Genomic DNA, 26848 nt, shown 5'->3' on the forward strand with positions numbered 1-26848 from the left:
ATGAAATTTACTGTGCTGACCTTATTTCCTGAGATTCCGCGGGCTTTTTTTGAGACCTCAATCATGGCAAAGGCGGTTGAACGGGGAATTATTGCCTACGATTTAGTGAATATCAGGGATTTTGCCTTTGATAGACACAAAACATGTGATGACAAACCGTATGGGGGCGGAGCCGGTCAATTGTTGATGGCTGAGCCTCTCGGGCGTGCTTTGGATAGTGTGAAGGCTTATAAAAAACACGTGATTTACGTCACGCCGAGTGGAAAGCCCTTTACACAGAAAAAAGCGCAGGAACTTAGTCAGAAAGATGAACTCGTTCTGATTTGCGGGCGATACGAAGGTATTGACCAGCGAATCATTGATTCTTACGTTGATGACGAAATTTCCATCGGAGATTACGTTATGTCGAGCGGAGAGGTTGCGGCAACGGTTGTTATCGATGCTGTTTACCGACTTGTAAAAGACGTTATAACGCAGGAGTCATTGGAAGAGGAAAGTTATTCTGACGGACTTTTGGAATATCCTCAGTATACGCACCCGGCTGTATACAAGGACTTGGCTGTACCGGAGGTTCTTACTTCTGGAAACCATGAACTTATTCGGAAGTGGCGGCTGAAAAAGCGACTTGAAAAAACGCTTGCGAATCGCCCTGATTTAATCAGTGCGGCAAGAATGACAGGTTCGTTGACTGCAGAAGCTGAAAAGATGATTGAGGAAATTACGAATCATGTTTCGTTAAAGCGTGTTCGTAAAAGAAATTGATTTAAGGAAAATAATCATGGATTTGATTAGAACTATTGAAGAGCAGCAGAAGAATGAGCACGCGCTCAACTTCAGCGTTGGTGATACAGTAAAAGTTCACTTCGAGATTATCGAAGGTAAAACTAAACGTATTCAGATTTATGAAGGAATCGTACTTTGCATCAAGAACGAAGGTATTCGCAAGACATTCACAGTTCGCAAGACATCTTACGGTGTTGGTGTAGAGCGTGTGTTCCCGGTTTACAGCCCACGTGTAATCAAAGTTGAGGTTGTACGTGTTGGTAAAGTTCGCCGCTCTAAGCTTTACTACCTCCGCGACAAGATTGGTAAGGATGCAAAAGTTAAGGAGCTTGTTGGTCAGCAGGCAGTTGACTACCTCAAGTGGTCACGCGATTTGACTAAGGCTGCGGAAGCTGTTGAGGCTAAAATTGTAGCTGAGGCAAGAGAAGAGAATGCAGCTAAAGAAGCTGCAAAAAAATAGTCAGTAAAATTAATATTACAAAAAGGGCACTTCAGTTTTGGGGTGCCTTTTTTGTTTTAAAGAATTTGTAACTGTTAAGGAAATTAGAGTTTTTAGAGTTTTTAAAACCGAATTTCTTTAATAATGTTAAATTCCGTTTATACTTTAAGATATGTTATATTGAATTGGCTAAAATAATGGTATAATCCAATTCTGATAATGAGAATCTCTGAATACTTTTTAGAGATGTGTTTGTTAGCGTTTTTTTTCGTTCCAACAAATAGCTAAGGGGCTAACTATGAGAAATTTTAACAAAATATCCTGCGACGAAATTAGATTAGGAATGCGTTTCTCAGCGCCAGTTTTCTTTGATGATGGTGAAAATATGTTTCTTGCGGAAGGCAAGACTGTAAAATTGTATCATATGACAGCATTGACACGTTAGCATATTCCTTTTTTGCTTACTTTTGGGCATGTTATTACTGAGCCCGTTATTCCAACAGACGGTGAAGAAGTAGAAGAACTTGTTGGTGTTGATGAAGTAGAAGATTTGGAGTCGGTTTTTTAGGAGACGGTTGTTTTTGAACGTTTTGACCGCATGATTAATGGATAAGTCTAATCACAATACGAAAGTTGTCGGTAATTTTGGGGAGGATAAGGCCGCTCGCTATCTTTTTAACAATGGTTATAAAATAATAGCAAGAAATTGGCGGACAAGACATGGTGAAATTGATATAATAGCGATAACAAAAGATATTCTTGTTTTTGTTGAGGTGAAGACACTGCCCAGCGGGAATGCCGAAACATTAGCACGTGAACTTGATAAAAGAAAACAAAAAAGAATTATCGAAACGTCTAAATTTTTTCTGTTAACTAATCGAGAATATAGTAACAGAAAAATCCGTTTTGATGTGGTGGTAGTTGATATGCCCGGATTTGATTCTGTTTATCATATTCAAGATGCATTTTCGGAGTTCGTATGACTTCTTCTTCAAAAACAGGCGCTGCCATATTAAATTGTTCACCAAGAATTTTGGAATTACGGGAAAAAATAAAAAATCCTAGGTATGTTAATTCTGCCATTTCAAGAATTGCGCAGGTTTTAAGCAGGCGAATAGTTGAGGATAGTGAACCTTCTTTTGTAAGGAGAACTCGTGAGTCGAAGTGATAATAGTTCATATCGCCGTGAAAGGGGCGAGAAGGATTTAAGAGATTCGAGGGATAACCGACGGAATCGTGGATGGGGAAGTGGCTTTCGGCGAAATCGTGGCGACATGGATCGGGAGCGAGAAAAAAGTCGCCGTTCGTCATCGAGACAGTCTCAGTTTCAGCATTCCTCAAGAAGTTCCTATATAGAAAATATGAATGCTGTCAAAGCGTTCAAAGCTAATTTGCCGGTTTGCGAGATTTGTGGCAATAGAATTGATGAAATCGAGAATGCAATAGCCAATAAAGGCTCTGGAAATCCTGTTCATTTTGGTTGCGTGTTAAAGATTTTGAAGGATTCTGAGAAAGTCGAGGCGAACGAAAATATTACTTATATTGGTCAAGGTCGGTTTGCAATCTTGCATTTTGACAATCCCCATGATTTGAGGCGTTTTAGAATCGTTAAGATTATTGAGTGGGAGAATCGTGAAAAGCGTGGTGAGTGGCGCGATACGATGGCCAGTTTGTATAGTCAGGTAAAATAGATTTAATAGCGTTTTCTGTGATTTTGATTGCGGGAAACGCTTTTTTTTGTGTGTCTGGAATTGTGTTGTTAGAATTGCTGTCGATTTGAGTTTTTATTGTGCGGGCAAAAAAAAATTGCCAGGAACCGGAATCGAACCGGCACGACGGTATTAGCTGTCGAGGGATTTTAAGTCCCTTGTGTCTACCTATTCCACCATCCTGGCAACATGTCTTGCGACAATGAAATTATCTTATCATAAAATTAATGGAAATTCAAGAGCAATATATAGGTTTGAAAAAAAATCCTTTGCATTTTTGAAAGGTGATGTTTTTTGTTGCGATTTTTCGTCGTTTCTTATTTTGTATTTGTTTTCAGGTATATTTTATGATATTATTTTAAGTGAACCTTAGTTTTTAAGGACGTTTTTAATGTTTGCTGAGTTTTAGGACGAGAATTAATAGGTGCCTGATTTGTTGTGGCATTTATTCACGGAGGAATTTATGACAAAGAAAATTATTTCAGCTATTTTGATTCTTTTTCTTACATCGGCAATGAGTGCTGTTTTTGCGGCTCCGCAACAGACAAAGGCTCTGAGTGCTGATGATGAAAATTATGTTTGGTATGAGTTTAATGCGAAACAGTTTGGAAGGTCTTTGAAGATTTTTGCTTTTAAGACCGAGACCCAGCGTAATAATCGTGTTAAACAGATTTTGAATAAAAATGGTTGGGGTATAGGTCCTCAAGAGACGATAACTGAATATTTCAATGTTGGAAATTTTGAAAAAACAGTTCTTTTCGATGAGGAGTTGAAGCCGATTATGAAGAAGGAAGGGTATACTTATGCCTTGACGATTCGTAAAAATACGACAAAGGATTCAACGACGACGCATCTTTACACATTTTTGTACGACAAGGATTCTGATGTGCTTTACGTTCAGCACACGTCAAAATAATATGTGAATAAAAAAAGCCTAAAAATCAGTCAACTTTTTTTGAAAAGTGATATTTTTAGGCTTTTTTTGTTTTTATCCTAGCATCATTCTGTCGTTCAATTCGCCTGCGGCTCCGAATTTTGCAAGCAAATCTTCAACTTTAAGATTCTTTTTTTCTTCTCCACGGACATCGTATATAATTTCGCCTTTCATCATCATTATCAGGCGGTTGCCGTAGTGGATTGCGTGACGCATGTTGTGCGTGACCATGAACGCCGTAAGGTGGTCTTTTCGCACAAAATGGTCCGTAAGTTCCAGGACTTTCTGCGCCGTTTTTGGGTCGAGCGCGGCTGTATGTTCGTCTAGAAGCAAAAGTTCAGGTTTTTGCAGGGTTGCCATAAGCAATGTGAGAGCTTGTCTCTGCCCGCCGCTCAAAAGACCTACCTTGCTGTTCATTCGATTTTCAAGCCCAAGCTCCAAAAGTGCGAGCTTCTTTTGATACAAAGCTCGTTCTTCGTTTTTGATTCCCCATGCAAGGGTTCGTTGTTTTCCGCGTCGGTAGGCCATCGCCAGGTTTTCTTCGATTTCCATATTTGCGGCCGTTCCCCACATTGGGTCTTGAAAAACTCTTCCGAGATATTTTGCTCGCTTGTATTCTGGCATTTCTGTTATGTCTTTGCCATTCAGCTTTATAGTTCCGGTGTCGCAGGAATGTACGCCGGCAATCAAGTTGAGCAACGTGGATTTTCCTGCTCCGTTACCACCGATTACGGTTACGAAATCTCCGTCTTCGAGTGTAAGGTTTATGTCAAGAAGGGCTTTTTTTTCAGTAATTGTGCCAGGATTGAAAGTTTTTGATACGTGTGAAATTTCGAGCATTTTATTTTGCCTCCGGCATGGCTTTTCGTCGATGAGCCACATGTTTTTTTATGACAGGAATTGAGAGGGCGAGGACGACGATTACGGCCGTGAGCAATTTTAAGTCGGTTGATTTTAGGCCAAGCTGCAAAACTACCGCGATTATGATTCTGTAGACAACGGATCCGAGAAGAACCGAAATCAGCGTAAACCAGAACGGCATTTTCTTGCCCAAAGCTCCAAAAATCACTTCTCCTAAAATTATTGAGGCAAGTCCGACCACGATGGTTCCGGTTCCCATTCCGACGTCGCCGTACCCCTGGCTTTGTGCTACAAGCGCCCCGCTCATGGCGATGAGGCCGTTTGAAATCATCAGACCGATAAGCTTCATTTTGTCAGTGTCTGCGCCCATTGCTCTTACTACGTGCTCATTGTTGCCCGTTGCGCGTAACATTGAACCGATTTCTGTTCCGCAGAACCAGTATAATGCAATCACTAAAACAATACAGAATATGATTCCGATTATTAACGTTGCGGAATTAATCGAAAGGTTGAATTTATCTTTCAAGTTTGAAACTACGGTTTTTACGCCGAGCAGAGGAATGTTTGAGCGCCCCATAATCCGAATGTTGATTGAGTAAAGTGCAATCATCGAGAGAATCCCGGCTAGAATCTCGTGGATTTTGAGTTTTGTGTGCATTAGTCCTGTGATGAGTCCTGCAATCGTTCCGACCATGAACGAGATTACAATTGCAAGAAGCGGGTTCATTCCCTTTGAGATTAGGGTTGCGCACGTTGCGCCGCCAAGAGCGAACGAGCCGTCACAGGTCATATCTGCGATGTTGAGAATACGAAATGTAAGATAAACGCCCAAGGTCATAATTCCCCAAAGTACGCCTTGCGCGACGGCACCATGCATGGCACCTAAAATAGCTAAGAAATTCATAGTGCAAAATTATAATTTACAAAATGATGTATGAAAAGACCAAAACTGATTTTGCAGGTGGATTTTTGCAGGCGTTTTAACGGTCTCAAAATCATTTGTAAATAGAACTCCTCCGTAAAATTCATTAGAATCATAATTTATGAAAAACTATAAAAATAACTTTGCTTCGCAACTTTTGGATTTCATTCAAAAAAGTCCGAGCTGCTTCCATGTGATACAAAATCTTGCAGAAGAGCTTTGTGCAAGAGGTTTTGAGAGGCTTGACGAGCGCGAAAAGTGGTCGCTCAAAGCCGGCGGAAAATATTTTGTTACGCGAAATGATTCTTCCATTATCTCCTTTTCGATTCCCAGGTCTGATTTTTTGGGATTTATGATTTCTTCAAGTCACAGCGATTCTCCTTCGTTCAAGGTGAAGGAAAATCCTGAGATGAAGGCAGCAGGATGTGTGCGGTTGAATGTTGAAAAATACGGCGGAATGCTTTTGAATCCGTGGTTTGACAGACCGCTTTCTCTTGCCGGGCGGGTGATTTTAAAAGTCTCTAATGCCGACGGAAAAATCGTTCTGGAGCAACGTCTTGTTAATTTTGATAAAAACCTCCTTATGATTCCAAACCTTGCAATTCATATGAATCGCGAGGCTAATGACGGCCACAAAATAAACGTTCAGGGCGAAATGATGCCTGTTATGACGATGAATGATGGACTTTCCCTAAAATCTATCATCGCCGAATCTGAAGGCATTTCCGAGTCTGAAATTATTTCTTACGATTTGTTCCTGTACGATCGCTCGGAGCCAGCTTTTTGGGGGGCTGAGAGCGAATTTATTTCGAGCCCGAAAATTGACGACCTTGAATGTGCATATACAACGTTCAGGGGATTCCTCAATGCCGAAAACGAATCCAATTGTATAGTTCATTGCGTCTTTGACAATGAGGAAGTCGGAAGCGAGTCTCGTCAGGGGGCTGCTTCTACGTTCTTGAGTGACACGTTGAGCCGAATTAACGATTCTCTTGGCCGAACCCGTGAGGAATATCTCACTGCCCTTGCAAACAGTTTTAATGTTAGTGCGGACAACGCACATGCGGTTCACCCAAATTATATCGATAAAGCGGATCCTGTTAACCAGCCGAAAGTTAACGGCGGAATCGTCATAAAATTCAATGCCGCACAAAAGTACACGACTGATTCTGTAAGCGCGGCATTCTTTAAAACAGTCTGCGAAAACGCACAGGTGCCTTACCAGATTTTTACGAACAATTCCAATGTTGCTGGCGGTTCGACTTTAGGAAACATAAGCAACACTCAAGTTTCCATTCCTTCCGTTGACATTGGGCTTGCTCAGTGGGCAATGCATTCACCGTATGAAAGTGCGGGCTCAAAGGACCCTGAGTTTATGTTCAAGGCAATCCGCGAATTTTATGAAAGTAGCTTTCAATTAATCTAGTACTTTTATACTTGTCAAATTTAGTCATAATGTTAGATTATACGCATTAATGTGATTTGACAAGTATTATTTTATAAAAATCTGACTAAACATTTGATATTTTAACTTGACTAATTACTATTCATAATTTACTCTTAGGATTATGAATATGGCAACTTATACTTTAACGGCGACTTGTCGCGATCAAAGCGGTCTTATATCGGCTATAACTTCTTGCATAGCCCAGAATGATGGAAATTTGCTCAATTTGGCGCAGCACACTTCGGTTGATTTGGGAATGTTCTTTTGCAGAATAACGTTTGAGGCGCCTGCGATTTCTGTTTCTTCGAACGAATCTAAGGGGGGTGAGCCAGTGCGGATTTTTTCTCCCGCAAAGTTTATGGCAGAATTTTCTGAAATCGCTCAGAAATTTGATATGGAATGGAAGCTTTACGACAAGTCTGTAAAACAGCGGATGGCAGTTTTGGTGAGCAAAACTTCGCATTGTCTTTACGAAGTTCTTTTGAAACATGCTGACGGACAGCTTGACTGCGATATTCCTGTCATTATTTCGAATCACCCTGATTTGTGTTCGATTGCGACTGAATTTCATATTCCTTTTTTTCAGATTGACACGTTAAAAGGAAAGCCTGCTTGCGAGGCCGACATTCAGGCTCTTCTTGACCAATACAAGATTGATGTGGTTTGTATGGCTCGTTACATGCAGATTCTTTCGCCGGAGTTTACGAGACGCTGGGACAACAAAATTATAAATATTCATCACGGATTTTTGCCTGCGTTCAAAGGTGCGAAGCCTTATGATCAGGCGTGGAGAAAGGGCGTAAAGCTTATTGGCGCCACTGCTCATTTTGCGAACGAGGATTTGGATCAGGGGCCTATAATCTATCAGGACGTTGTGCGCGTAAAAGATACGAATTCAATCCATGAATTTGTTGAAATAGGCAAGGACGTTGAAAGACGGGTTTTGGTTGAGGGCTTAAAAAAATATTTCAATCACAATATTTTTATTCACGATGGTAGGACGTTCATTATTGAACAATAAAACTGTTGTGAAAGCTGGGATTTGCTAGGTTTTGCGGATAAAAAAAATGTCATTACCGGGGTGCCCGATAATGACACGTAATTGCTGTTAACTGCAATTTTATTTGCAAAAATTACAAATCTGCAGGAACTTCGATACCGATTTTCTTTGCGACTTCTTCGTTAACTTTGAGTTCGCAGTTCTGAAGGTATTCGATTGGCATGTCGGCAGGTTTTGCTTCGCCTTTGATGATTTTTACGGCCTGAGTTGCAGTCTGTTTTCCGAGTTCGTAGTAGTTGATTCCGTATGTTGCGAGACCGCCATTGTTTACCATTCCGGATTCACCGCAAATTATAGGAAGTTTTGCTTCTGTTGCGACCATGGCAACGTTTGCGATTCCTGCGGCAAGCATGTTGTCTGTCGGAACGTAGAATGCGTCAACTTTGCCTACGAGACTCTGAGTTACTTGCTGAATTTCGTTTGAGTTAGAAACCGAGCCTTCGATGTATTCGAGACCGTTTTCTTCGCAAGCTTTTTTTGCAAGGTCAATCTGGAAAACAGAGTTTGCTTCGCTTGAGCAGAAAAGGAGGCCTACGGTCTTTGCGTTTGGAGTGATTTTTTTAAGGAGTGAAATTTGAGCGGCAACTGGCGTGAGGTCACTTGTTCCGGTAACGTTTGTTTCCGGTTTTTCATTTGATTTTACAAGATTTGCTGTTAATGGGTCTGTTACAGCAGTAATAAGAATCGGAATGTCTTTTGTGAGGTTTGCGACAGCCTGTGCAGCCGGAGTTGCGATTGCAAAAATCATGTCGCACTTGTCGTTGATGAATTTGCTTGCGATTGTTACGCAGTTTGCCTGCTCATTCTGGGCGTTCTGAAAATCAATTGCGATGTTTTCGCCGTCAACATAACCTGCGGCTTTAAGACCGTCTATAAATCCGTTGCGGGCAGCGTCGAGGGCTTCGTGCTCAACAAGCTGGATGATTCCGATTTTTACCTGATTGTCAGCTTTTTTTGACGAATTCTTTTCGTTACAGCCAGACAATGCGATTGCACAGCTCAATATTGCTGCGGCTACAAAAATGATTTTTTTCATTTCGTTCCCCTTGAAATTAAAAATATTCTTTATTCTATAGAAAAGGAGGAAAGTAAGAAATATAGAAAATTGAAAAATACATAATAAAAACGGTATGAATTTGATTTTTTTTGAGATTTGCTATTGAAATTCACAGCGGTGTTTTTGATATAATCTTTTTATGGCAATTTCGAGACAACAGAAATACGAATCTATCGAAAAATATCATAAGATTTTAAGTCCTGATTATCCTGATTTTTTGGATGAGTATGTTTCGCTTTCAATTTTGCAGCGTCTGGAAGGTGTTGGGCTGCTTTGCGGAACCGATTGGACGAATCTTTATGACAACAATTTTTTTTACACGCGTCTCGACCATTCAATAGGCACTGCTTTAGTTACATGGCATTTTACTCATGATAAAAAACAGACGTTGGCATCGCTTTTTCATGATGTGGCAACTCCTGCTTTTAGCCATGCTTCGGATTTTAGAAAAAATGATGCGCTTACCCAGCAGACTACAGAGGAGCTTACAAGCGAGATTTTGACGTTTGATTCAGACCTTGCGGAAATAAATGCGCGTTCGGGAATTAATGTTTGCGAAATTCGGGATTATCACATGTACCCGATTTGCGACAACGGGATTCCTCGTCTGTCTTCTGACCGGCTTGAATATATGTTTCCGAGTGCTATGGCGTTGTCAAAAAAACTTCCGAATCCTACTTGGACTTTGGATTCAGTAAAAGCGACTTACGAGAATATCGTTGTTTTGAAAAACGAGGAAGGAATTGACGAACTTGGTTTTGAGTCGCTTGAGGTTGCGGAAGATTATGCTAGCAAATTCAACGATGTTGCGTTGATTCTGCAAAAAAACGAAAACAAGCTTTGCTTGAATCTTATTGGTGATATTTTGAACATGGCCGTGACGAAAAATATCGCGACAGAAGCGGATTTTTACAACATGAGTGAAAAACGACTGCTGGAAGAATTCTTTGATTATTCGGTGATGAATCCGAATGACGAGTTTTCGACTCTGTTTGAAACGTTCTTAAAAATGCGGGAAATAATACGTTCCGAGACTCCGCTCAAAAATTGCTATTGCGTAAGTCTTGACGTAAAAAAACGTTACATAAATCCGCTTGTCCGAACAAAAGACGGCGCAAAAAGAGTTTCGGAAATTTCCGGGACGGCAAAGGATAAAATTGAGAATCTTTTGAATTTTAAGGATTCAAAATTCGGCTGCGTAAAACTGATTTCTTACTAGCTGAGTAGATAATAATTAATCGTCATTTGAGAATCTGGTTCGAAACATGGCGGTTATTTACTATAAAAAAATCCAAATCGTTAATTAAAGGAGAAAAACAAATGGCGATTTCTTGGGAAAATCTTGATAAGCTTCAATCTTTTAAGAAGCTCCAGTCACTTAAAAATGCTGTTAGTCTTGTAAAAGAGCTTGGAGATGCAAATGGTGCGGAGCGCGTAAAAAAATACAACGTTCCGATGGGAGCTGGGCTTACTTACAATTATGCTGCAAAACAAGTTAACGAGCAGGTTCTTGCTGTTCTTACAAGCCTTGCGGATGAGGCTCAGCTCGTTGAGAAATACGAGGAGCTTTACAACGGTGCTGTTATTAACACTGGAGAAAAGCGCATGGTTCTTCACCAGCTTACCCGCGGTCAGCTCGGAAAAGATGTTATGGCTGACGGAGTTAACAAGCGTGAATTCTATAAAAAAGAACAACAGAGAATCGCTGAGTTTGCTGAGAAAGTTCACTCTGGAAAAATTGTGAATGCAAACGGTGAAAAATTCACGACCGTAGTTCAGATTGGTATTGGCGGAAGCGACCTTGGTCCTCGCGCAATGTACCTTGCTCTTGAAAATTGGGCAAAAGCAAACGGTACGTTCAAAATGGACGCAAAATTCATTTCGAATGTTGACCCAGATGATGCGACTGCTGTTTTGAAATCAACAGACCTTGCTCACTCAATCTTTATTCTCGTTTCAAAATCTGGAACGACTCTTGAAACCCTTACAAATGAATCTTTCGTAAAAGATGCTCTCAAAAAAGCCGGGTTGAACCCTGCAAAACACATGATTGCCGTTACAAGCGAGACTTCTCCGCTTGCTCACAATCCTGACTATCTTGAAGCGTTCTACATGGATGACTACATTGGCGGACGATATTCAAGCACTTCTGGCGTTGGCGGAGCTGTTCTCTCGCTTGCCTTCGGACCAAAAGTGTTCGCAGACTTCCTTGACGGTGCCGCTGAGGAAGACAAACTTTCGGCTGAGAAAAATCCTTTGAAGAATCCAGCTCTCCTTGACGCGTTGATTGGCGTTTACGAGCGAAATGTTCAGGAATATCCTTCTACGGCAGTTCTTCCGTATTCTCAGGCTCTTTCAAGATTTCCTGCGCACTTGCAGCAGCTTGATATGGAGTCGAACGGAAAGAGCGTTAACCGCTTCGGCGAGGCTATAAATTATCCTACAGGTCCTGTAATTTTTGGTGAGCCGGGAACTAACGGTCAGCACTCATTCTATCAGCTTTTGCATCAGGGAACGGATGTTATTCCGCTTCAGTTCATCGCTTTCCGCGAGAATCAGGCTGAAAATGACGTAGTGATTGAAGGCTCTACTTCTCAGAAAAAACTTTGCGCCAACGTTACGGCTCAGATTATGGCTTTTGCTTGCGGAAAGAAAGACGAGAATCCGAACAAGGCTTTTTCCGGCGAGAGACCTTCTAGCATTATTTATGCCGACAGGGTTACTCCAAAAGTTTTGGGTGCGCTCCTCGCTCACTACGAGAACAAAGTTATGTTCCAGGGATTCTTGTGGAACGTTAACAGTTTTGACCAGGAAGGCGTTCAGCTCGGAAAGAAACTTGCAAAGACTGTTTTGTCTGGCGAGGCTTCTGGTGCTTTGAAGGCTTATACAGAATTGTTGGGCTTGTAAAAATCAAAAAGCTGGTGAACTTTCACCAGCTTTTATTTTGAGTGCGTCTTAAACGTGAAAAAGTTTTTTAATATTTTTATCGACTGTTTCGCTTAAGTTTGTTGGCGTAACTCCGCGGGCGGCTGCGACAAAATTGTAGACGTATTCCACGAGGACAGGTGTGTTCACTTGCCCTCGGAATGGAACTGGAGTAAGGTACGGAGAGTCTGTTTCCATTAAAATTCTGTCGTCGGGAACGAATCTTAAAAGCTCGTTCATCGCGTCGAGTTTTGTTTTTTTGGCGTAAGTGACGGCTCCTCCGAACGCGATATACCAGCCCAAATCAAGAAATTTGCGGGCTTCATCTTTGCCGTATGAGTAGCAGTGGATTATTCCGTTGTGGTAGCCCATGTTTTTTAGCACGTCGAGAGTGTCTTCGAATGCATCTCGCGAGTGGATTATCACTGGTAAATCGAGTTTTTTTGCAAGTTCGAGTTGCATCTCAAAAAGTTCACGTTCTCCTTCAAACATTGCTTTGTCAAAATCTTCGGCACATCTTCCGTCTGCACCGCTCGGATTCCAGTGGTGGTCAAGGCCGCATTCTCCGATTGCGAGAACCTTTTTTGAGTCAGAAGAATTCTTTTCGTTGAATTTTGTGATTTTGTCTTCAAGAATTTTTATCCGCTCGCCACGATTTTTAATTTCTTCTGTGTCTGGCCAGATTCCGGCGGAGTATTGAATCATATTCTGGATTTTAGCCTGCTGTTCCGAAGTGAGTTTTTCGGAAGATTCGTCAACGTAGTTTTTTCGCTCGATTAGGTCGTCTGCTTCGGTTCCAATGTCCAAAGCAAAAAATGTGTTTCGCTCGCAAAGTTGTTCAAGTATCTGCGTGCCGTCAAGTCCGCGGTCGCGAACCAAGTGTCTAAAATGGAAATGTGTATCTGAAAACATGCGGACAGTATATCATAAAAGTCATTTTGCTTGCAGTGTTGGTGACATTCATCTTCATTTGTGATATTCTTCAAGTAATGAAACACATCGCAAAAACTCCGAATTAGTATTTTCCTCATTTTTTACCTTTCTTTTTATTTTTCAAAAAATTTTCTAGGAGTTAATCATGTCTCATAAAAATAGGGCGTACGTCGCTTTGTGCGCGGCGGAATTTTTTAACAGCCTTGTATTTTTTGCGCCGGTCGCGCTTCTTGTGCGTACTCGCTGCGGAATTACGTCGGGCGAGTTTTTTGTGTTGCAGGCGATTCTTTCGCTTTGCATTTTTGCCTTTGAAATTCCTTGCGGATTTTTGACCGACAGAATCGGCTTTAAAAATTCCCTCGTGATTTCGCAAATTTTGCTTTGCGCCGTGTGGTTTCTTTTTTGGCTTGGCGGAAATTTTGTTCTTTTTGCCGTTGCGGCAGTTCTTCAGGCTTTTTCAATCTGCTTGCAGTCTGGAACGATGGATTCGTATGTTTACAAAATTTTTGGAAGTGGTGAATTTGTTTCAAAAACTTCAGTAATCGAGAATTTTGCGACCGCAGGATTTATTTTGAGCACGCTGATTTTTGTTCCGCTCAACAATTCTTTTGGAATCGGTTCGTTGATTTTTGCGACTCTTTTGGCTTCTGGAGGCGGGATGATTTTTCTTGCCCTCTTGCCAAAAGAAGATTGCAGTTCAGTTTTGGGCGAAGAAAAACGGATTTCGGTCAAGAAGTTTTTTTCGGAAGTTCTTTTAAAAATGCTTTCAAAAAAAATGATTTCTATTTTTGTGCTTTCTAGCATTTTGTCACTCGGCGTGTTCATTACGAATTTCTTTTTTATCATAAAAATTACTGAATCAGGACTGAGCAAGAATCTTATGGGATTTGTGATTATTGCCTATTCGGCGGTGCAGCTTTCAGCTCCGCTGATTTTAAGGCGGCTTTCCGGGGCGAACGTTAGGCTTGCGCTGTTTTTGGAGTTTTCTTTTATCGCCATCATGCTTTTTGTGCTTTCATTTGCACGCGGATTTTTCGTGCTTTTTCCGATGCTCGTTTTGCCTCTTCTTATGCGTCTTCCTGCTGTGCTCTTGTTGCGTGAGCAGAATCTTCTTGTTGATGAAATGGGGATTTCTGATGAGCGGGCGACGGTCCTTTCGGTTTTGAATCAAGGGAAGAATGCCACAGATGTCGTGTTTCTTTTTGCAGCGAGCGCACTTCCGTCTTCTAATGTGAATCTGCTTTTTTTGCTGACGGGTGTAGTTTTTTTTATGAACGCGATTCTTGCATTAAAGGTTGTCCGATATTCCGCGTTATGAGTAGTGGTCTAAAAAAGTGACTGCAAATTTTTTTAATGCGGACGCCCCGGCAAAGATTTTTTGCTACGTTGAAAAATAGTTGTCGATTCATTAAAATATAAAGACTTGTCTTTAAATTTTTAACATTTTTTTTAGAGGAAATATACATGGAAAACATTAAAGAGGTTCGTGTACGTTATGCACCGTCTCCGACGGGATTGCAGCATATTGGCGGAGTGCGCACTGCATTGTTCAATTATCTTTACGCAAAATCTAAGGGCGGAAAATTCATTCTCCGACTCGAAGATACAGACCGCACACGTTTTGACGAAAAATATGTTCAGAATCTTTACGATACAATGGCTTGGCTCGGCCTTGAATGGGACGAAGGCGGCGACAAGGGCGGTGAGTATGGCCCTTACGTTCAGAGCGAGCGTTTTGACCTTTACAAAAAATACGCCCAGCAGCTCATTGACAACGGCGAAGCTTACTATTGTTTTTGCGATGCTGAGAGACTTGAGCGAATCCGAAAAATTCAGAGCGAGAACAAAATGGCTCCTGGCTACGACAGAAACTGCCGTCACCTTACGCCGGAGGAAGTAAAAGCTAACCTCGACGCCGGAAAGCCTTACGTTATCCGCTTGAAGGTTCCGCTTGAAGGCGAGACAAAATTCCACGACCACCTTTTGGGCGATATCGTCTGGAAAAACGAGGATATTTCTCCTGACCCTGTTCTCTTGAAGTCAGACGGATTCCCGACATATCACCTTGCAAATATCGTTGATGACCACTTGATGCACGTGACTCACGTAATGCGTGCTCAGGAGTGGATTCCTTCAACCCCGCTTCACGTTCAGATGTACCGCTCGTTCGGCTGGGAGCATCCAGAATTCTGCCACCTTCCGATGGTAAATGGTTCGGACGGAAAGAAACTCTCAAAACGCCACGGTTCAACTTCTTTGAACGAGTTCCGGGCACGCGGTTATCTTCCGCAGGCAATCATCAACTATGTTGCATTGCTCGGATGTTCGTACGAGGAAGGAAAAGAATTCTACACTCTCGAAGAACTCGGAAAGGCATTCAAACTTGAGCATTTGAACAAAGCCCCGGCTGTTTTTGACTACAAAAAACTTGAATACTACAATGGAAATTACATCCGTCAGCTTTCAATCGAAGAACTTTACAAGTGGACTCTTCCGTTCATTACGGGAACTGGCGATGCAACGCTCGACATTAACCCAGAGAACCCGCAGCCAAAGCCAAAAGTTGGTCCTGAATATTCAGGCGTTGCTCTTGGCGCAGACGGTGAGCCTTACTGCGTAGACGAGTCGATGAACATGACTTCTGCACAGGTAAAAGAGACTTTGATGGGACTTATGCCACTCATTCAGGAGCGACTCAAATTCCTTACGGAAGCTGCCGAAATGGTTCACTTTATGTTCACAGAACCTGCTGTTTTGCCTGCTGACCAGATTGTTCCAAAACGACTTGACCTTGAAAAAACAAAAGAGGTTCTTGAAGTCGCAAAGGAATTCGTTGCAAAAGTATTCGAGCTTGATCATGAAGGCGCAGAGAATTTTGCCCGCGAAAAATCTGAGGAAATGGGAATTAAACTCGGAGACTTTATGATGCCTGTTCGAATGGCAGTTACCGGTAGCCGAGTTTCGCCACCGCTCATCGGTTCAATTCACGTTCTTGGAAAAGAGCGTAGCCTTGCCCGAATCGAACGAACTTTAAAATCACTCTAGCAGACTGATATACGCCCGCGACTTTTTTGTTTGCGGGCATTTTCATTTTTGGAATTTGTGATGAATAAAATCAGAAAATATTTTTTGACAGCGATCGTTTTTTTTGTTCCCTTTTTTTGCTTTGCAGATTTGAGCCATCTTTTTAACGAAAAAGCAAAGAAAACTGATATTGAAAAGCTTGAAAAAGAAAATACGATTTTACGGAGTATCGGCTCAATCAAAAAAATCATAATGAAGGAAACGCCAAAGTCAAAACTCGTTATAGAACCAATGCGTCGCTGTAAATCTGGGTATATGGTGGAAATAATCAATGTGCGCCCGTATGAAGGCAACGAAGATTTGATTGAAAGAATCAACGTTGCTGTTTCTGATGTTTTGAGTTACGAAGAAATTCCGTTTTATGATGCTCGCAACAAAAACTGGGAGCCACTTTATGATTCGGCGGAGCTTGTAAGCTCAAACACGGTCGGAAATAAAACTGTGATTATTGAAAAACTTACAATGAAAGGGTTTGGAGATTTTAAAACAGAAATCACGCTCCAGAATTTTGGGGAATATTTTGTTTACCGAATGCGCAATCTTGAAAAATTAAAATACAAGGGATTTTTTACAGTCTGCGACCCTGGCGAGATGGATTCTGTGATTGCAGTTTACCGCGACGGCGACAATTGGGTGGTTTACGCGATTGGCGGAGCGAACATTATGCGCGTTCCGATTGTCTCATTCGCGATAGAACCGGAATTTACGGGGCGCGTAAAAGCGTTCAGTGATTTTGTTTTTGCAAAAATTGAAAAATTACAGAAGAAGTGAGGATTTTTATAAATAATGACTGTTGAAGAAAAAGAAAAATTGTTCGGCGATGTGGATTCGCTTTTGGAAATTTATAAAAAGCATGACCCGATAAATGCAATCGGAAAATTTACGATTGAAGAAGTAAAGGCAACTACAATCGAAATGCTTGATTTTATCGTAGAAGACAAAATCGAACTTGAAAATTTAAAAAATTGGATGAACACCCACGACTTCTGGGCTTCTCCCGCAAGTGCGCGCTATCACGGAAACGTAAAAGGCGGTCTTGCTGCACACTCTCTGCTTGTTGCAAAACAGGCATTGTCGTATGCAAAAATGCTTGCCGAAAATTTTATGGAGTCCAAAAATGCCGAAAAATTTTCTTTTACGGCGGAAGAAGTTTTGCTTGCCGCAGTTGCGCACGATTTTTGCAAAGCCGGGAGCTATTCGACCGAATCCCGAAAAACCAAGGATTACATGGGAAACTGGACTTACGAAACTTACTACAAAGTTCGCTCGGACTGGAGAAATCTTGGGCATGGGAACGAGAGCGTCCTTTTGCTGCTTGAAAGTATGCCGTCAATCATAAAAAAACGCCACGTAATCGAAGCTGTGAGCCGCCACATGGGATTCAGCGATTTGTCCGACATGGAGCGGATGAACTACTCGAATTTCTTGCAGAATCCGCTGGTGGTTCTTATTCAGATTGCCGACGAAACGGCTGCCCAGTGGTGGGACTTATAATCTTGTAGGCATCGCTTGAAAGTTTCCAGTAATGCCATTTTGATTTTTTGTTGTTTTTTCCTTCTGGATAGGTACAATTTTTTGCACGTTCTTCAAGCATTTCGAGCGTATTTGAAAAACCCGTGTTGTAGGCTGTGGAAATTATCTTGATTTTGTAGTCAACGGGTTTTCCTGCAAGATTGAATTTCTTTTCGCAAGATTCAATGAACGCTTCCAGATACAAAATTTGGTAATCCACGTCCCGAAGTCGTTTTATTCGTTCGTAACGTGAATCCCTTGTGTCATCTTTGCCGTAAAAATTGATTTTTGCGTATTTTTTCTGCATGTTTTCGTCTTTTGCAATAAGCATTTCCATGTGACTCGCAAAAGACGGCTTCATCTGAAAATATCCGATTGAACAAATCAGACTGTCTTTTCCGAGAGTGTACATTATTTCGGTGGTGTTTGCTTCAATTGAATCCTGAAATTCTGAATAACGCATGATTTCTGGAAAAACGATTGCAAGTGCGAATCGTTCGTTCGTGAATCCAGCGCTCTTAAAACGTGATGAACACTCTTTCGTAATTTTTAGCGCATGTTTGTATTCTTTTTTGTGCGTCTCTGCATAGGTTTCGAGTTCTGTCTTTTCACTTGATTTGGCAAAAAGACAGCTCGCCGCGAAAAAGAAAATTATTAAAATCATAGGAATTTTTAAATTTTTCATACGCCCCCCTTTACGCGGCGGATGTCGGCTTAAAACTCAAGTCTATTTTGCATCCGTGTACGAAAGTGTTACGAATTCTTTTTTGTAATAATAATCATCTGTATTTTTATCATATTGCGAAATTAAAGTCGCGTATCCGGTAATTTTTCCTTTTGAATTGAATTTTAAAGGATTTTCCTCAAAAAGATTTGGCCTTGAGCCGTTTTCAAAAGAGAGTTTTTCATAAAAAGACTGTTTCATGGTCGTTGCGTCGCTTTCGAGAATCTTCAGGCTTCCCCGCGAGTTTTCCCGTTCGTAGAGGGCGAGTGTTTTTCGGTCTTTTGAAATCACAACTCCGTAATTGCTGTAATCCTGGCCGTAATCATAATTCTTGAAGACAAAATTGTTGTACCTGTAATCTTCCGAACTGATTGCGATTGAGCCGTCTTCGTAAAAGTTTACGGTCTTTTCGTAATCTTCTTCGCCGTACATATTTTTTTTGAGCGAAAAAGTGAACGCACCGTAGCTAAAATCGCCTGCATCCGTTACGACGCTTTTTACTTTGCCGTCTTCGTAAAATGTGATTGGACTTGAGCTTTTTGTAAAAATCAAATTTGAATCAGAATTAATCATGCACATGTCGTCCGCTATGATTGATTTGATTTGACCGTTCGCATAAAGGTAAATTTCTGTATCTTCTTTTGGATAAACGTTGCCTACCGAAGTCTTGAGTGGATGCGATTCAGAAACAGTGAACGAAATGAGCGCACCGTTTGAGTCAAAATAGATTCTGTTGCGCCCTTTTGCCGTCATTTTGCCTGCCGCAGACTGAAATTCAATATTTTCTTTTAGGCTGAATGACGAAGGAATCCAGTTGTCATAAAAATCAACTGTGCCGAATGCTGCCTGCATGGTTCCGCACGGCGTGTTTATTGTAGATTCTCGGCTGGTAAACGTTTTTATTGCGCCTGATTCATAGAATTCAATTGTGTCATCATCGTAAGAAAGTGTCCCGATTTTTCCTGTGTAGGAACCTTGTTCTGCTGGCGTGATTTTTTGAATCTTTCCGTTTTCAAAAAAATAAACATCTCCCGTGGCTTTTACTGAGCCAATCGGTGTGTTCAGGTCTGTTTTTTCGCGAAGATGCACGTAAGTGATTTTTCCGTTCGTCTGTTTTACGTCTGTTATGCGTGCGTCCGTTCCGTCTGGAAGCGGGATTGCGAATAATGAGGCTTGTGAAAATACAGAAAAAGAAATTAATAGTGTCGCTAATTTTTTCATAATGTTCTCCATAAAAAGTGCTGAAAGTTTTGATTCTAAAACGGTGGTTCGCAAGTGAAAGTCATCGTTTTGCCTGTTGTCGGATGGGTAAAACTTATGAACTTTGCGTGCAGCATGAGTCGTTCACCCTCATCGCAGTGGCCGTAAAGCGTGTCCCCGATAATCGGCACTCCAAAACCGTGTTCGTCTGCGCTCGCAAGCCGTAATTGGTGCGTGCGCCCCGTGTGCGGAATGAATTCCACGCGCGTCACGTTTTTTGTGCTGCCGTCCGGTGCGTGATACCGCTCCACGTTCAGAATCTGCCACTCTGTAACGGCTTTTTTTCCGTTCTGGGCGTCCCAAATCTGGTGCGGGCGGTTTTCTACGTCGAGCCGAAAGTACAGTTCGGTTTCTCCGTGCTGAGCGATTCCTTTTTTTGCAAGAACGCCGTCCAGCAACGCGATATATTTTTTTTGCACTTTGCCTTCTTCAAATTGTCGGCAAAGATTTCTGTGGGCTTCTTTTGTAAACGCGAGGATTAAAAGCCCCGAAGTTTCCATGTCGAGTCTGTGAACGGAAGGCTGCTCAATGCAGTCCGGAAAGAGCGCCTTGACCCGGTTCACGATGCAGTCCTGTTTTTCGGGTCCGCGTCCTGGAACTGAAAGCAAACCGCTCTGCTTATTAACAACAATTATATCTTCATCTCGATACAAAATTTCTATTCCGAGCATTTCCGGAAGAATGATTCCGCATCGCTCGTCGCACGGAGGAATCAATTCAACTTCTTGCGGAAAAGTTTTGCTTTCTGGCGAAAATCTGCATTCTGCCATTGAGAGCGGTGCAAGGTGATTTTTGAACGCATAGTCCAGCAATTTTGGCGCAGAGCAGTCTCCTGTTCCCGTCGGCGGATTTTTGAATTGGTGTGCAGGATGATTTTTTGTGCAGATTTCCTTGAGCGAGCGCAGTTTTCCGTCAGCGCAGTTAAAAAAATAGAGTTCCTGAACTTTTGACAAGGATTCTGCGCACATTGTTTTTAGACGGCCGTTCAAATCATCGTATTCTGGGCCGTATTTTTTTGTTGTAGTTTTTTTATTCTATCTGTAATCTCATGAATTTCGAGGTCATTTTTTTTTAGGGCGGACTCAATTTGCTCGCCGGTTACGATTGAGTCCACAAAAATGAATTTGGTTCGGTTTGTTTCGCCGTTGTTTTGGTCTGTTTTGCGGAAGGCGAGTTTTTTTGCGTTCCCAGAATTTGCTGCCAGCACGACTTCTTCGCCGTCGCGGTTTTTGCAAACCAAAATGCCGAGAGTTACGCCCTGATTTTTGCGTTCTTCGCTTTCTTTTGCGACTTGTAAAAGTTCGATTTTCCCGCACTGGATTTTTTGCAAAAGTTCTATGAGAAATATTTTTGCTTTATCTTCAATAAATGGTGGAAACATTTTGCAAAGTTTACCGTTTTGAGGCGGTATCTGCAAGGTTACGCGGAGCGGCGAAGTGAACTTCCAACAGATTTTTTGTCAACTGTCACTCTCAATAATTGCGAGCGGAAGCGAGCAACAAAACTGCCCTCACGAAACGCGGCTCTGCTTGCCGCCGCGTTTCGCGAACACCTGCAAGCTAGCCCACCAAAGCGCGAGTTTTGGGAAACGCTAAAAGCTCTTTTTTTTGTTCAGAAAATTTTACTTGAGCGTTTCCGAAAACTTGCGGGAAACGCTGGAACAGAGTTTTAACTCTAAAAAATAAATTTTAGCGTTTCCGTGTTTCCTTGTTGACATTTTTTCTCTTATACGCTAGGTTGTGAATCCTAAACGTCAAACGAGGAGGAAAAAACTGTTATGCAAAAAAATAGAACAAAGTTTCTTTCAGCTTTTCTTGCATTCATTTTGTTTTTTTCTTTCCTGCTGAGCGTTTGTGCCTCTTCTCATCATATTGAGCACGAGTGTTCTGGAGAGGATTGTCCTGTCTGTGCGATTGTTCAGATTGCAAACAGCAACATTCACAATCTTCTTTTTAAGACATTTAACGTGGCTCAGGTTCAGAGTTTTCCTCTGAGCTTAATTTCTTTTACATTCGTAACAGTTTTTTTTGTCCTATCAACTCCTGTTACAAAAAAAATCAAACTAAACAATTGAAGTCTTCTCTAATTTTTATTCGGCTCTAAACATTAAAAAGAGTCATTTTTCAATCATCAAAATAATTAGGGAAGGAATCTATGAAAAAAAATCATAAAAAACCGGTTGTGCTCATTACGGGCTATTTGGGCTCTGGAAAAACCACGCTTTTGAACAATCTTTTAAAGCAAGAGACCAGACGCATCGCATTGATTGTAAATGACATGGGAAGCATAAACGTTGACGCGGAAATCCTCAAGAAAGAAGGCTGGAACGTTGCCGAGTGCCCTATGTACGAATTGCAGAACGGCTGCATCTGCTGCACGCTCCGCGATGAATTCATAAAACAGCTGGAAAAGATTTCTGAGATTGATTCGGTAGAAGTTGTTTTTGTTGAAGCTTCGGGCATTAGCGACCCTGGTGCCGTTTCAGCAAGTTTTTTGGCTTACGAAGAAGACAATCCCGACACGAATGTTTACCTCACTTCTGTTGTGACCGTCGTTGATGCGGACAGAATCTACCGTGAGTTTTTGAGCGACCTAAAAAGAATCAAGGAAAATGATGAGACTGTTGATTCGAACAATCTTAGCAATCAGGAAATTTCGACTCTCATTGTTGACCAGATAGAATTCTGCAATTTTATCGTCCTGAACAAATGCGATTTGCTGAGCGAAAGGGAACTTTGCGAGGTGGAGAAACTTGTGCGTGAATTCCAGCCGAAGGCACCGATTTACAGGAGCGTTGACGGAAAAGTCGAGCTTAAAAAAATCGTGACGGAAAAACCTTTTGATTTTGAGCAGATTGATTCTTCGTCAGCGATTCAAAAAGCGATTAATTCGCTTGACGGCACGAAAGGCTGCACTGACGAATACGGAATCACTTCTTTCGTTTACGAGGAAAAGCGTCCGTTCAATCGCGAGCGTTTTTTGAATTTTGTGAACGAGCATTATCCAAAATCTGTGATTCGTGCGAAAGGATATATTTGGTTCTCTGATTCTTCGCAGGACATTCAGCTTTTTGAGCAGGCCGGCAGAAATTCCTCTGTTATGGAAGTTTCTTATTGGGTAGACGCCCTTGAAGACGAGCAGAAGAAAAACATTCTCGAAAACAATCCTGACTTAAAAGAAGCCTGGGACGAAGAATTCGGGGACAGAGAAAATCAGATTGTGTTTATTGGAAAAGGCTTTAACCGAACGAAAATTGAATTGCTGCTCGGAAAATGTCTTGATGAAAAAGCAATTGCCTAAAAGGTAAAAATTATGGGCGTTAGAAAGCTTTAGTTTTTCGAACGCCTTACATTATTTGGAGATGAAAAAATGAAATTGAATAAATTGTTTGTTTTGGCAGGAGTTTTGTTCACTCTTGCATCTGCCGCTGTTTTTGCGAAAGCAAAATCAAATTCTGATGGCGAAAAAATCAAAGTCGTTGCGACAATCTTTCCTGAATATGATTGGGCCAAAGAAATAATCGGGGCAAAGGCGGACAATGTTGAGCTGACTCTTCTTTTGAACAACGGAACCGACTTACATAGCTATTCGCCAAGTTTTGATGACATTGCGAAAGTCTCGAATGCCGACATTTTTATTTATGTTGGCGGTGAAAGCGATGAATGGGTTGATAAAGTTTTGAAAAATGCAAAAAATCCAAAAATCCGCGTAGTGAACCTTCTTGAAACTTTGGGCAATCGTGTAAAAAACGAGGAAGTTGTTGAAGGAATGGAGCATGAGCACGACGATCATGATGAACATGAAGAGCACGACGAACACGACGAGCACGACGAACACGAAGGTCATCATCACGATGAGGAAGAGAAAGACGAGCACGTTTGGCTTTCCCTCAGAAATGCAAAAATCCTCTCTTCTGCGATTTTCGACGCACTTTGCGAGAAAAATCCTAAAGACGCAGCAGCGTACAAGGCAAACCTTGCTTCTTAACGAAAAAAAACTTGACGCATTGGATTCAAAATATTCTGCTGCCGTTAAGAATGGAAGCAAAAATACGCTTTTGTTCGGTGACAGATTCCCGTTCCGCTATCTTGTTGACGATTACGGCTTAAAATATTATGCAGCCTTCGTCGGTTGCTCTGCAGAAAGCGAAGCCAGCTTTAAGACCGTTGTTTTCCTTGCTCAAAAATTGAATGAGCTTGGCTTGAATTATGTTCTTCAAATCGAAAGCAGTGACGGTAAGATTGCAAAAACCGTTATTTCGGCAAGACAAAAAACAAAAAAGCAAAAATCCTGACGATGGATTCAATGCAGGCAACAACGGCAAAGCAAATTAAGAAGGGCGAAACTTATTTAAAAGCGATGGAAAGAAACCTTGAAGTTCTAAAAACCGCTTTGAAGTAAGGGCTGGTCTGAAAAATTAAAATTAGAACATTTTGAAGATATCTGCGAGTTTTAGGTGCTGGAAATATCAGAGCTTAAAACTCGTAGTTTTTTAGACTCAGATAGGATACAGATACTGAAAAACAGGAATAACACTACAATGCCAGCTAGAACGTACTCGGAATGAGCGTTTTTGTCACCCCAATCAAAAGTCGAAATGACTATTTTCTTGTCACCTCGAGCGTAGTCGAGAGGTCTACAAGTCGATAGATTTACCCACTCCGCTATTGTCCGGGACCGGAGATGTCTCGACTTTGCTCGACATGACAGAGTGGAACGCTCGACATGACAGAGTGGAACGCCCGGAATGACAACTTGCAAGTATTCAACGTAGATGAATACCAGCTTTCACTTTTTAGATGCAGATGAACACGGATAGGATACAGATACTGAAAAACAGGAATAACATCGATTCTTCGCGCAGCCGTGGCCCATCACCGTTTATCATCGTTTATCTGCGTTAAAAATCTGCATACCGACTTCTATGGATTTTTACACCGTACTATTGCAAGGGCTTTAATCAACGTATAAACTTTTCGCTATGAAATATTACACAACATTTTCGGTGCGCACTTACGAGTGTGATTCTTACGGTCACGTAAACAATGCGGTTTACCTAAATTATCTTGAATATGGGCGAATGGACTTTCTTCAGCAGATTGGTTTTGACTACAACGGAATCGTAAAAGCTGGCTATGCCATTTATGTTTCGCATATCGATATTCATTACAAAGGCTCAGCCTTTTTTGGCGATACACTCACAATCGAAACGGAGCCTACAAAAACGGGTGCCGTATCTGGCACGATTCATCAGAAAATCTCAAAGCAAGATGGCACAGTCTGTGCCGAGGCCGATGTAACTTGGGCATTCGTAACTTCTGACGGAAAACTGCATCGCATTCCGGATGAATTTATGGTTGACGGTTTGCGGCCGGAATTTGAAGGTGTGAAAAAATGACAATTGATTTAAAAAATCTCGAAAAATGCTACAGAAAGATTTCTGATTCCAATGCAGAGTCAGAAAGCGTACATGCAGTTGATAAAGTTAGCCTTCATATTCCGTCAAACGAAATTTTTGGAATCATCGGAAAGAGCGGTGCCGGAAAATCAACTTTGGTTCGGCTCATAAGCTTGCTCGAAAAACCTGATTCCGGCGAAATTCTTTACGATGGCGTGCGGGTTGACAATCTCAGCAAAAAAGCTCTCATAAGTCAACGTCGAAAAATCGGAATGATTTTCCAGAATTTCAATCTTTTCTCTTCGAGAAATGTCGCTCAGAACGTTGCGTATCCGCTTGAAATTTGCGGAACTCCAAAAAAAGAAATTGAAAAGAGGGTAGAGGAACTTTTGAATCTCGTAGGCCTTTCAGACCGCGCAAAATCGCCCGTAAGCACTTTGAGCGGCGGACAGAAACAGCGCGTTGCGATTGCGCGTGCACTTGCCCCGCGGCCGGACATTCTTTTTTGCGACGAGGCAACGAGCGCGCTTGACCCTCAGACAACGCTTTCAATCCTAAATCTTATCCGCGAGCTTCAGAAAAAAATGAACCTTACGGTCGTAATGATTACCCACCAGATGGAAGTTGTTCGTGATGCCTGCAAGGAAATTGCGGTCGTAAGCGACGGAAAAATCGTGGAAACAGGAAGCGTAGAAAATATTTTTATGAATCCACGCTCTGAAATCACGAAGGATTTTTTGGCAAATATTTCTGTTCAGAAAATCCCGGAAAGTGATTCTGTCGTTCAATGGAGTTCTACCGCCGGAAAGTATGTTTTGCATTTTAACGGTTCCCTTACGGACGCACCTGTTTTGAGCCGGCTTGCAAAAGAGTTTGATGTGGAAATAAACGTTCGTGCGGGCGGAATCCAGTCAATTCAAGGAAAAAAAGTCGGTACGATGCACATTGATATGCTCGGTGCCGACATGGAAATAAAAAAAGCCGTCGCATATCTGAAGACTAACGGAATCGTGGTTGAAACTTTGGAGGCTGATTAATTTATGAATGAACTTGATTTTGTGGAGCTTGAGGAATCCGTTTCGCTTTTTGAGACAATTGCCGATGAAGCTTCGATGCTTTTGCAGCTTATAGGACCGGCTCTCGGCGAGACGCTCATAATGGTGTTTTTTGCAACTCTCATGGCCGTGATTATTGGTTTTCCGGTTGGCGTTCTGCTTTTTGTTACGGGACCGGGCGGGTTTATAAGAATGCCGATTTTGAACCGATTTTTTGGCTGGATAGTTGATGTTTTGCGTTCTTTTCCGTTCGTAATTTTGATGATAGCCATTTTACCGCTGACTCGCTTGATTGTTGGCACTGCGGTCGGAACTGCGGCTACGATTTTGCCACTTTCCCTCGCGGCGGCTCCGTTTGTTGCCCGCGTAATCGAAACCGCGCTGATTGAGATTGACCCTGGCGTAATTACTGCGGCAAAAGCGATGGGGTCTACCAACTGGCAGATTATTTACAAAGTTCTTGTGCCAGAAGTTATGCCTTCGGTTGTTTCTGGAATCACGCTCACGATAATCAATTTGATTGGCTACTCCGCAATGGCTGGAATTCTTGGCGGCGGCGGTCTTGGGCAGCTTGCGATTGCTTACGGCTACAACCGCTTCCGCACTGATGTTATGGTTTCGTCTGTTCTTGTCATAATTGTTCTTGTTGTACTGATTCAGTTTGTAGGAACAAGGCTTAGCACAATGCTTTTGAAGCGACGCTAGTGATTTTGGCAAAAAAAATGTGGTCGATTCGTTTTTGAAT

Annotated in this window: 28 protein-coding genes and 1 tRNA gene; 20 read left to right on the plus strand and 9 right to left on the minus strand. The window is 41.8% G+C overall.

Going from position 1 to position 26848, the window contains the following annotated elements:
- From trmD to JI65_RS06955, 4 genes are all read left to right on the plus strand, one after another.
- Nucleotides 1-762 carry a tRNA (guanosine(37)-N1)-methyltransferase TrmD gene (gene trmD / locus JI65_RS06940; protein ID WP_191014650.1) on the plus strand — a complete coding sequence of 254 codons (762 nt, stop codon included), beginning with the start codon at nt 1-3 and terminating at the stop codon, nt 760-762.
- A gap of 16 nt (nt 763-778) precedes the next feature.
- Nucleotides 779-1243: a 50S ribosomal protein L19 gene (gene rplS, locus JI65_RS06945; RefSeq protein ID WP_422822278.1), complete on the plus strand. Its 465-nt coding sequence runs from the start codon at nt 779-781 to the stop codon at nt 1241-1243.
- 584 nt (nt 1244-1827) lie between these two features.
- On the plus strand, nt 1828-2205 hold the full coding sequence (locus JI65_RS06950) for a YraN family protein (protein ID WP_191014651.1): 378 nt from the start codon (nt 1828-1830) through the stop codon (nt 2203-2205).
- Nucleotides 2206-2583: 378 nt separating this feature from the next.
- Complete coding sequence (locus JI65_RS06955) at nt 2584-2913, plus strand: hypothetical protein (protein WP_191014652.1); 330 nt, start codon at nt 2584-2586, stop codon at nt 2911-2913.
- A 116-nt stretch (nt 2914-3029) separates the two neighbouring features.
- On the opposite strand, the gene JI65_RS06960 is transcribed toward JI65_RS06955, so the two are convergent.
- Nucleotides 3030-3117: transfer RNA gene (locus JI65_RS06960), tRNA-Leu, on the minus strand.
- A gap of 277 nt (nt 3118-3394) precedes the next feature.
- Between JI65_RS06960 and JI65_RS06965 the strand changes: the two genes are divergently transcribed.
- Complete coding sequence (locus JI65_RS06965) at nt 3395-3847, plus strand: 4a-hydroxytetrahydrobiopterin dehydratase (RefSeq protein WP_191014653.1); 453 nt, start codon at nt 3395-3397, stop codon at nt 3845-3847.
- Nucleotides 3848-3919: 72 nt separating this feature from the next.
- On the opposite strand, the gene JI65_RS06970 is transcribed toward JI65_RS06965, so the two are convergent.
- Complete coding sequence (locus tag JI65_RS06970; protein ID WP_191014654.1) at nt 3920-4705, minus strand: ABC transporter ATP-binding protein; 786 nt, start codon at nt 4703-4705, stop codon at nt 3920-3922.
- 1 nt (nt 4706) lies between these two features.
- A complete protein-coding gene (locus JI65_RS06975; RefSeq protein ID WP_191014655.1) occupies nt 4707-5630 on the minus strand; it encodes an ABC transporter permease in 924 nt (307 codons plus the stop codon).
- A 139-nt stretch (nt 5631-5769) separates the two neighbouring features.
- Here JI65_RS06975 and JI65_RS06980 point away from each other — a divergent pair, with 139 nt between their 5' ends.
- Complete coding sequence (locus JI65_RS06980; protein ID WP_191014656.1) at nt 5770-7074, plus strand: M18 family aminopeptidase; 1305 nt, start codon at nt 5770-5772, stop codon at nt 7072-7074.
- Nucleotides 7075-7222: 148 nt separating this feature from the next.
- Nucleotides 7223-8116 (plus strand): formyltetrahydrofolate deformylase, encoded by an 894-nt coding sequence (purU, locus tag JI65_RS06985; protein ID WP_191014657.1) that lies wholly within the window; start codon nt 7223-7225, stop codon nt 8114-8116.
- Between the two features lie 112 nt (nt 8117-8228).
- On the opposite strand, the gene JI65_RS06990 is transcribed toward purU, so the two are convergent.
- A complete protein-coding gene (locus JI65_RS06990) occupies nt 8229-9191 on the minus strand; it encodes an ABC transporter substrate-binding protein (RefSeq protein ID WP_191014658.1) in 963 nt (320 codons plus the stop codon).
- A gap of 160 nt (nt 9192-9351) precedes the next feature.
- Between JI65_RS06990 and JI65_RS06995 the strand changes: the two genes are divergently transcribed.
- Together JI65_RS06995 and JI65_RS07000 are read left to right on the plus strand one after the other, a co-directional pair.
- Nucleotides 9352-10431: a hypothetical protein gene (locus tag JI65_RS06995; protein ID WP_191014659.1), complete on the plus strand. Its 1080-nt coding sequence runs from the start codon at nt 9352-9354 to the stop codon at nt 10429-10431.
- 101 nt (nt 10432-10532) lie between these two features.
- On the plus strand, nt 10533-12119 hold the full coding sequence (locus tag JI65_RS07000) for a glucose-6-phosphate isomerase (protein WP_191014660.1): 1587 nt from the start codon (nt 10533-10535) through the stop codon (nt 12117-12119).
- Between the two features lie 48 nt (nt 12120-12167).
- Here JI65_RS07000 and JI65_RS07005 read toward each other — a convergent pair whose 3' ends face one another.
- The gene (locus JI65_RS07005) at nt 12168-13049 is read right to left on the minus strand and encodes a TatD family hydrolase (RefSeq protein ID WP_191014661.1); all 882 of its coding nucleotides are present in this window, start codon (nt 13047-13049) and stop codon (nt 12168-12170) included.
- Between the two features lie 166 nt (nt 13050-13215).
- On the opposite strand from JI65_RS07005, the gene JI65_RS07010 reads away from it, so the two are divergent.
- From JI65_RS07010 to JI65_RS07025, 4 genes are all read left to right on the plus strand, one after another.
- Nucleotides 13216-14388: an MFS transporter gene (locus tag JI65_RS07010; RefSeq protein WP_191014662.1), complete on the plus strand. Its 1173-nt coding sequence runs from the start codon at nt 13216-13218 to the stop codon at nt 14386-14388.
- 146 nt (nt 14389-14534) lie between these two features.
- Nucleotides 14535-16115 carry a glutamate--tRNA ligase gene (gene gltX, locus JI65_RS07015; protein WP_191014663.1) on the plus strand — a complete coding sequence of 527 codons (1581 nt, stop codon included), beginning with the start codon at nt 14535-14537 and terminating at the stop codon, nt 16113-16115.
- Between the two features lie 60 nt (nt 16116-16175).
- Nucleotides 16176-16925: a DUF6675 family protein gene (locus JI65_RS07020; RefSeq protein ID WP_191014664.1), complete on the plus strand. Its 750-nt coding sequence runs from the start codon at nt 16176-16178 to the stop codon at nt 16923-16925.
- A 15-nt stretch (nt 16926-16940) separates the two neighbouring features.
- The gene (locus JI65_RS07025) at nt 16941-17648 is read left to right on the plus strand and encodes an HD domain-containing protein (protein WP_191014665.1); all 708 of its coding nucleotides are present in this window, start codon (nt 16941-16943) and stop codon (nt 17646-17648) included.
- Here the strand turns inward: JI65_RS07025 and JI65_RS07030 are convergent.
- From JI65_RS07030 to JI65_RS17375, 4 genes are read right to left on the minus strand one after another with little or no spacing between them, the layout of a single operon-like run.
- A complete protein-coding gene (locus JI65_RS07030; RefSeq protein ID WP_191014666.1) occupies nt 17602-18351 on the minus strand; it encodes a hypothetical protein in 750 nt (249 codons plus the stop codon). The two genes, JI65_RS07025 and JI65_RS07030, sit on opposite strands and share 47 nt — an antisense overlap.
- Before the next feature lie 42 nt (nt 18352-18393).
- The gene (locus tag JI65_RS07035) at nt 18394-19611 is read right to left on the minus strand and encodes a hypothetical protein (RefSeq protein WP_191014667.1); all 1218 of its coding nucleotides are present in this window, start codon (nt 19609-19611) and stop codon (nt 18394-18396) included.
- 35 nt (nt 19612-19646) lie between these two features.
- Nucleotides 19647-20639, minus strand: a complete 993-nt coding sequence (locus JI65_RS17100) for an RluA family pseudouridine synthase (RefSeq protein WP_242457190.1) — start codon at nt 20637-20639, stop codon at nt 19647-19649.
- Complete coding sequence (locus JI65_RS17375) at nt 20636-21031, minus strand: hypothetical protein (protein ID WP_191014668.1); 396 nt, start codon at nt 21029-21031, stop codon at nt 20636-20638. Before JI65_RS17375 ends, JI65_RS17100 begins: the two co-directional genes overlap by 4 nt.
- 396 nt (nt 21032-21427) lie before the next feature.
- Between JI65_RS17375 and JI65_RS07050 the strand changes: the two genes are divergently transcribed.
- From JI65_RS07050 to JI65_RS07075, 7 genes are all read left to right on the plus strand, one after another.
- Nucleotides 21428-21724, plus strand: coding sequence for a hypothetical protein (locus JI65_RS07050; RefSeq protein WP_191014669.1), 297 nt, complete (start codon nt 21428-21430; stop codon nt 21722-21724).
- An 80-nt stretch (nt 21725-21804) separates the two neighbouring features.
- A complete protein-coding gene (locus tag JI65_RS07055) occupies nt 21805-22950 on the plus strand; it encodes a CobW family GTP-binding protein (protein ID WP_191014670.1) in 1146 nt (381 codons plus the stop codon).
- A 69-nt stretch (nt 22951-23019) separates the two neighbouring features.
- On the plus strand, nt 23020-23637 hold the full coding sequence (locus JI65_RS07060) for a metal ABC transporter substrate-binding protein (protein WP_277950591.1): 618 nt from the start codon (nt 23020-23022) through the stop codon (nt 23635-23637).
- Nucleotides 23627-23944: a metal ABC transporter substrate-binding protein gene (locus JI65_RS17540; RefSeq protein ID WP_277950592.1), complete on the plus strand. Its 318-nt coding sequence runs from the start codon at nt 23627-23629 to the stop codon at nt 23942-23944. Before JI65_RS07060 ends, JI65_RS17540 begins: the two co-directional genes overlap by 11 nt.
- Before the next feature lie 687 nt (nt 23945-24631).
- Entirely contained in the window at nt 24632-25048 is a 417-nt protein-coding gene (locus JI65_RS07065; protein WP_191014671.1) for an acyl-CoA thioesterase, read from the plus strand.
- A complete protein-coding gene (locus JI65_RS07070) occupies nt 25045-26085 on the plus strand; it encodes a methionine ABC transporter ATP-binding protein (protein ID WP_191014672.1) in 1041 nt (346 codons plus the stop codon). The genes JI65_RS07065 and JI65_RS07070 overlap by 4 nt, the downstream gene beginning before the upstream one ends.
- A gap of 75 nt (nt 26086-26160) precedes the next feature.
- Nucleotides 26161-26808, plus strand: coding sequence for a methionine ABC transporter permease (locus JI65_RS07075; RefSeq protein ID WP_191014678.1), 648 nt, complete (start codon nt 26161-26163; stop codon nt 26806-26808).
- Nucleotides 26809-26848 lie beyond the last annotated feature (40 nt).

The organism is Treponema zioleckii (assembly GCF_014737315.1).
Lineage (GTDB): Bacteria > Spirochaetota > Spirochaetia > Treponematales > Treponemataceae > Treponema_D > Treponema_D zioleckii.

Excerpts from the sequence above, each read along its gene's own strand:
- trmD (WP_191014650.1), top strand. The coding sequence starts at position 1 with ATGAAATTTACTGTGCTGACCTTATTTCCTGAGATTCCGCGGGCTTTT.
- rplS (WP_422822278.1), top strand. The coding sequence starts at position 779 with ATGGATTTGATTAGAACTATTGAAGAGCAGCAGAAGAATGAGCACGCG.
- JI65_RS06950 (WP_191014651.1), top strand. The coding sequence starts at position 1,828 with ATGGATAAGTCTAATCACAATACGAAAGTTGTCGGTAATTTTGGGGAG.
- JI65_RS06955 (WP_191014652.1), top strand. The coding sequence starts at position 2,584 with ATGAATGCTGTCAAAGCGTTCAAAGCTAATTTGCCGGTTTGCGAGATT.
- JI65_RS06965 (WP_191014653.1), top strand. The coding sequence starts at position 3,395 with ATGACAAAGAAAATTATTTCAGCTATTTTGATTCTTTTTCTTACATCG.
- JI65_RS06970 (WP_191014654.1), bottom strand. The coding sequence starts at position 4,705 with ATGCTCGAAATTTCACACGTATCAAAAACTTTCAATCCTGGCACAATT.
- JI65_RS06975 (WP_191014655.1), bottom strand. The coding sequence starts at position 5,630 with ATGAATTTCTTAGCTATTTTAGGTGCCATGCATGGTGCCGTCGCGCAA.
- JI65_RS06980 (WP_191014656.1), top strand. The coding sequence starts at position 5,770 with ATGAAAAACTATAAAAATAACTTTGCTTCGCAACTTTTGGATTTCATT.
- purU (WP_191014657.1), top strand. The coding sequence starts at position 7,223 with ATGGCAACTTATACTTTAACGGCGACTTGTCGCGATCAAAGCGGTCTT.
- JI65_RS06990 (WP_191014658.1), bottom strand. The coding sequence starts at position 9,191 with ATGAAAAAAATCATTTTTGTAGCCGCAGCAATATTGAGCTGTGCAATC.
- JI65_RS06995 (WP_191014659.1), top strand. The coding sequence starts at position 9,352 with ATGGCAATTTCGAGACAACAGAAATACGAATCTATCGAAAAATATCAT.
- JI65_RS07000 (WP_191014660.1), top strand. The coding sequence starts at position 10,533 with ATGGCGATTTCTTGGGAAAATCTTGATAAGCTTCAATCTTTTAAGAAG.
- JI65_RS07005 (WP_191014661.1), bottom strand. The coding sequence starts at position 13,049 with ATGTTTTCAGATACACATTTCCATTTTAGACACTTGGTTCGCGACCGC.
- JI65_RS07010 (WP_191014662.1), top strand. The coding sequence starts at position 13,216 with ATGTCTCATAAAAATAGGGCGTACGTCGCTTTGTGCGCGGCGGAATTT.
- gltX (WP_191014663.1), top strand. The coding sequence starts at position 14,535 with ATGGAAAACATTAAAGAGGTTCGTGTACGTTATGCACCGTCTCCGACG.
- JI65_RS07020 (WP_191014664.1), top strand. The coding sequence starts at position 16,176 with ATGAATAAAATCAGAAAATATTTTTTGACAGCGATCGTTTTTTTTGTT.
- JI65_RS07025 (WP_191014665.1), top strand. The coding sequence starts at position 16,941 with ATGACTGTTGAAGAAAAAGAAAAATTGTTCGGCGATGTGGATTCGCTT.
- JI65_RS07030 (WP_191014666.1), bottom strand. The coding sequence starts at position 18,351 with ATGAAAAATTTAAAAATTCCTATGATTTTAATAATTTTCTTTTTCGCG.
- JI65_RS07035 (WP_191014667.1), bottom strand. The coding sequence starts at position 19,611 with ATGAAAAAATTAGCGACACTATTAATTTCTTTTTCTGTATTTTCACAA.
- JI65_RS17375 (WP_191014668.1), bottom strand. The coding sequence starts at position 21,031 with ATGTTTCCACCATTTATTGAAGATAAAGCAAAAATATTTCTCATAGAA.
- JI65_RS07050 (WP_191014669.1), top strand. The coding sequence starts at position 21,428 with ATGCAAAAAAATAGAACAAAGTTTCTTTCAGCTTTTCTTGCATTCATT.
- JI65_RS07055 (WP_191014670.1), top strand. The coding sequence starts at position 21,805 with ATGAAAAAAAATCATAAAAAACCGGTTGTGCTCATTACGGGCTATTTG.
- JI65_RS07060 (WP_277950591.1), top strand. The coding sequence starts at position 23,020 with ATGAAATTGAATAAATTGTTTGTTTTGGCAGGAGTTTTGTTCACTCTT.
- JI65_RS07065 (WP_191014671.1), top strand. The coding sequence starts at position 24,632 with ATGAAATATTACACAACATTTTCGGTGCGCACTTACGAGTGTGATTCT.
- JI65_RS07070 (WP_191014672.1), top strand. The coding sequence starts at position 25,045 with ATGACAATTGATTTAAAAAATCTCGAAAAATGCTACAGAAAGATTTCT.
- JI65_RS07075 (WP_191014678.1), top strand. The coding sequence starts at position 26,161 with ATGCTTTTGCAGCTTATAGGACCGGCTCTCGGCGAGACGCTCATAATG.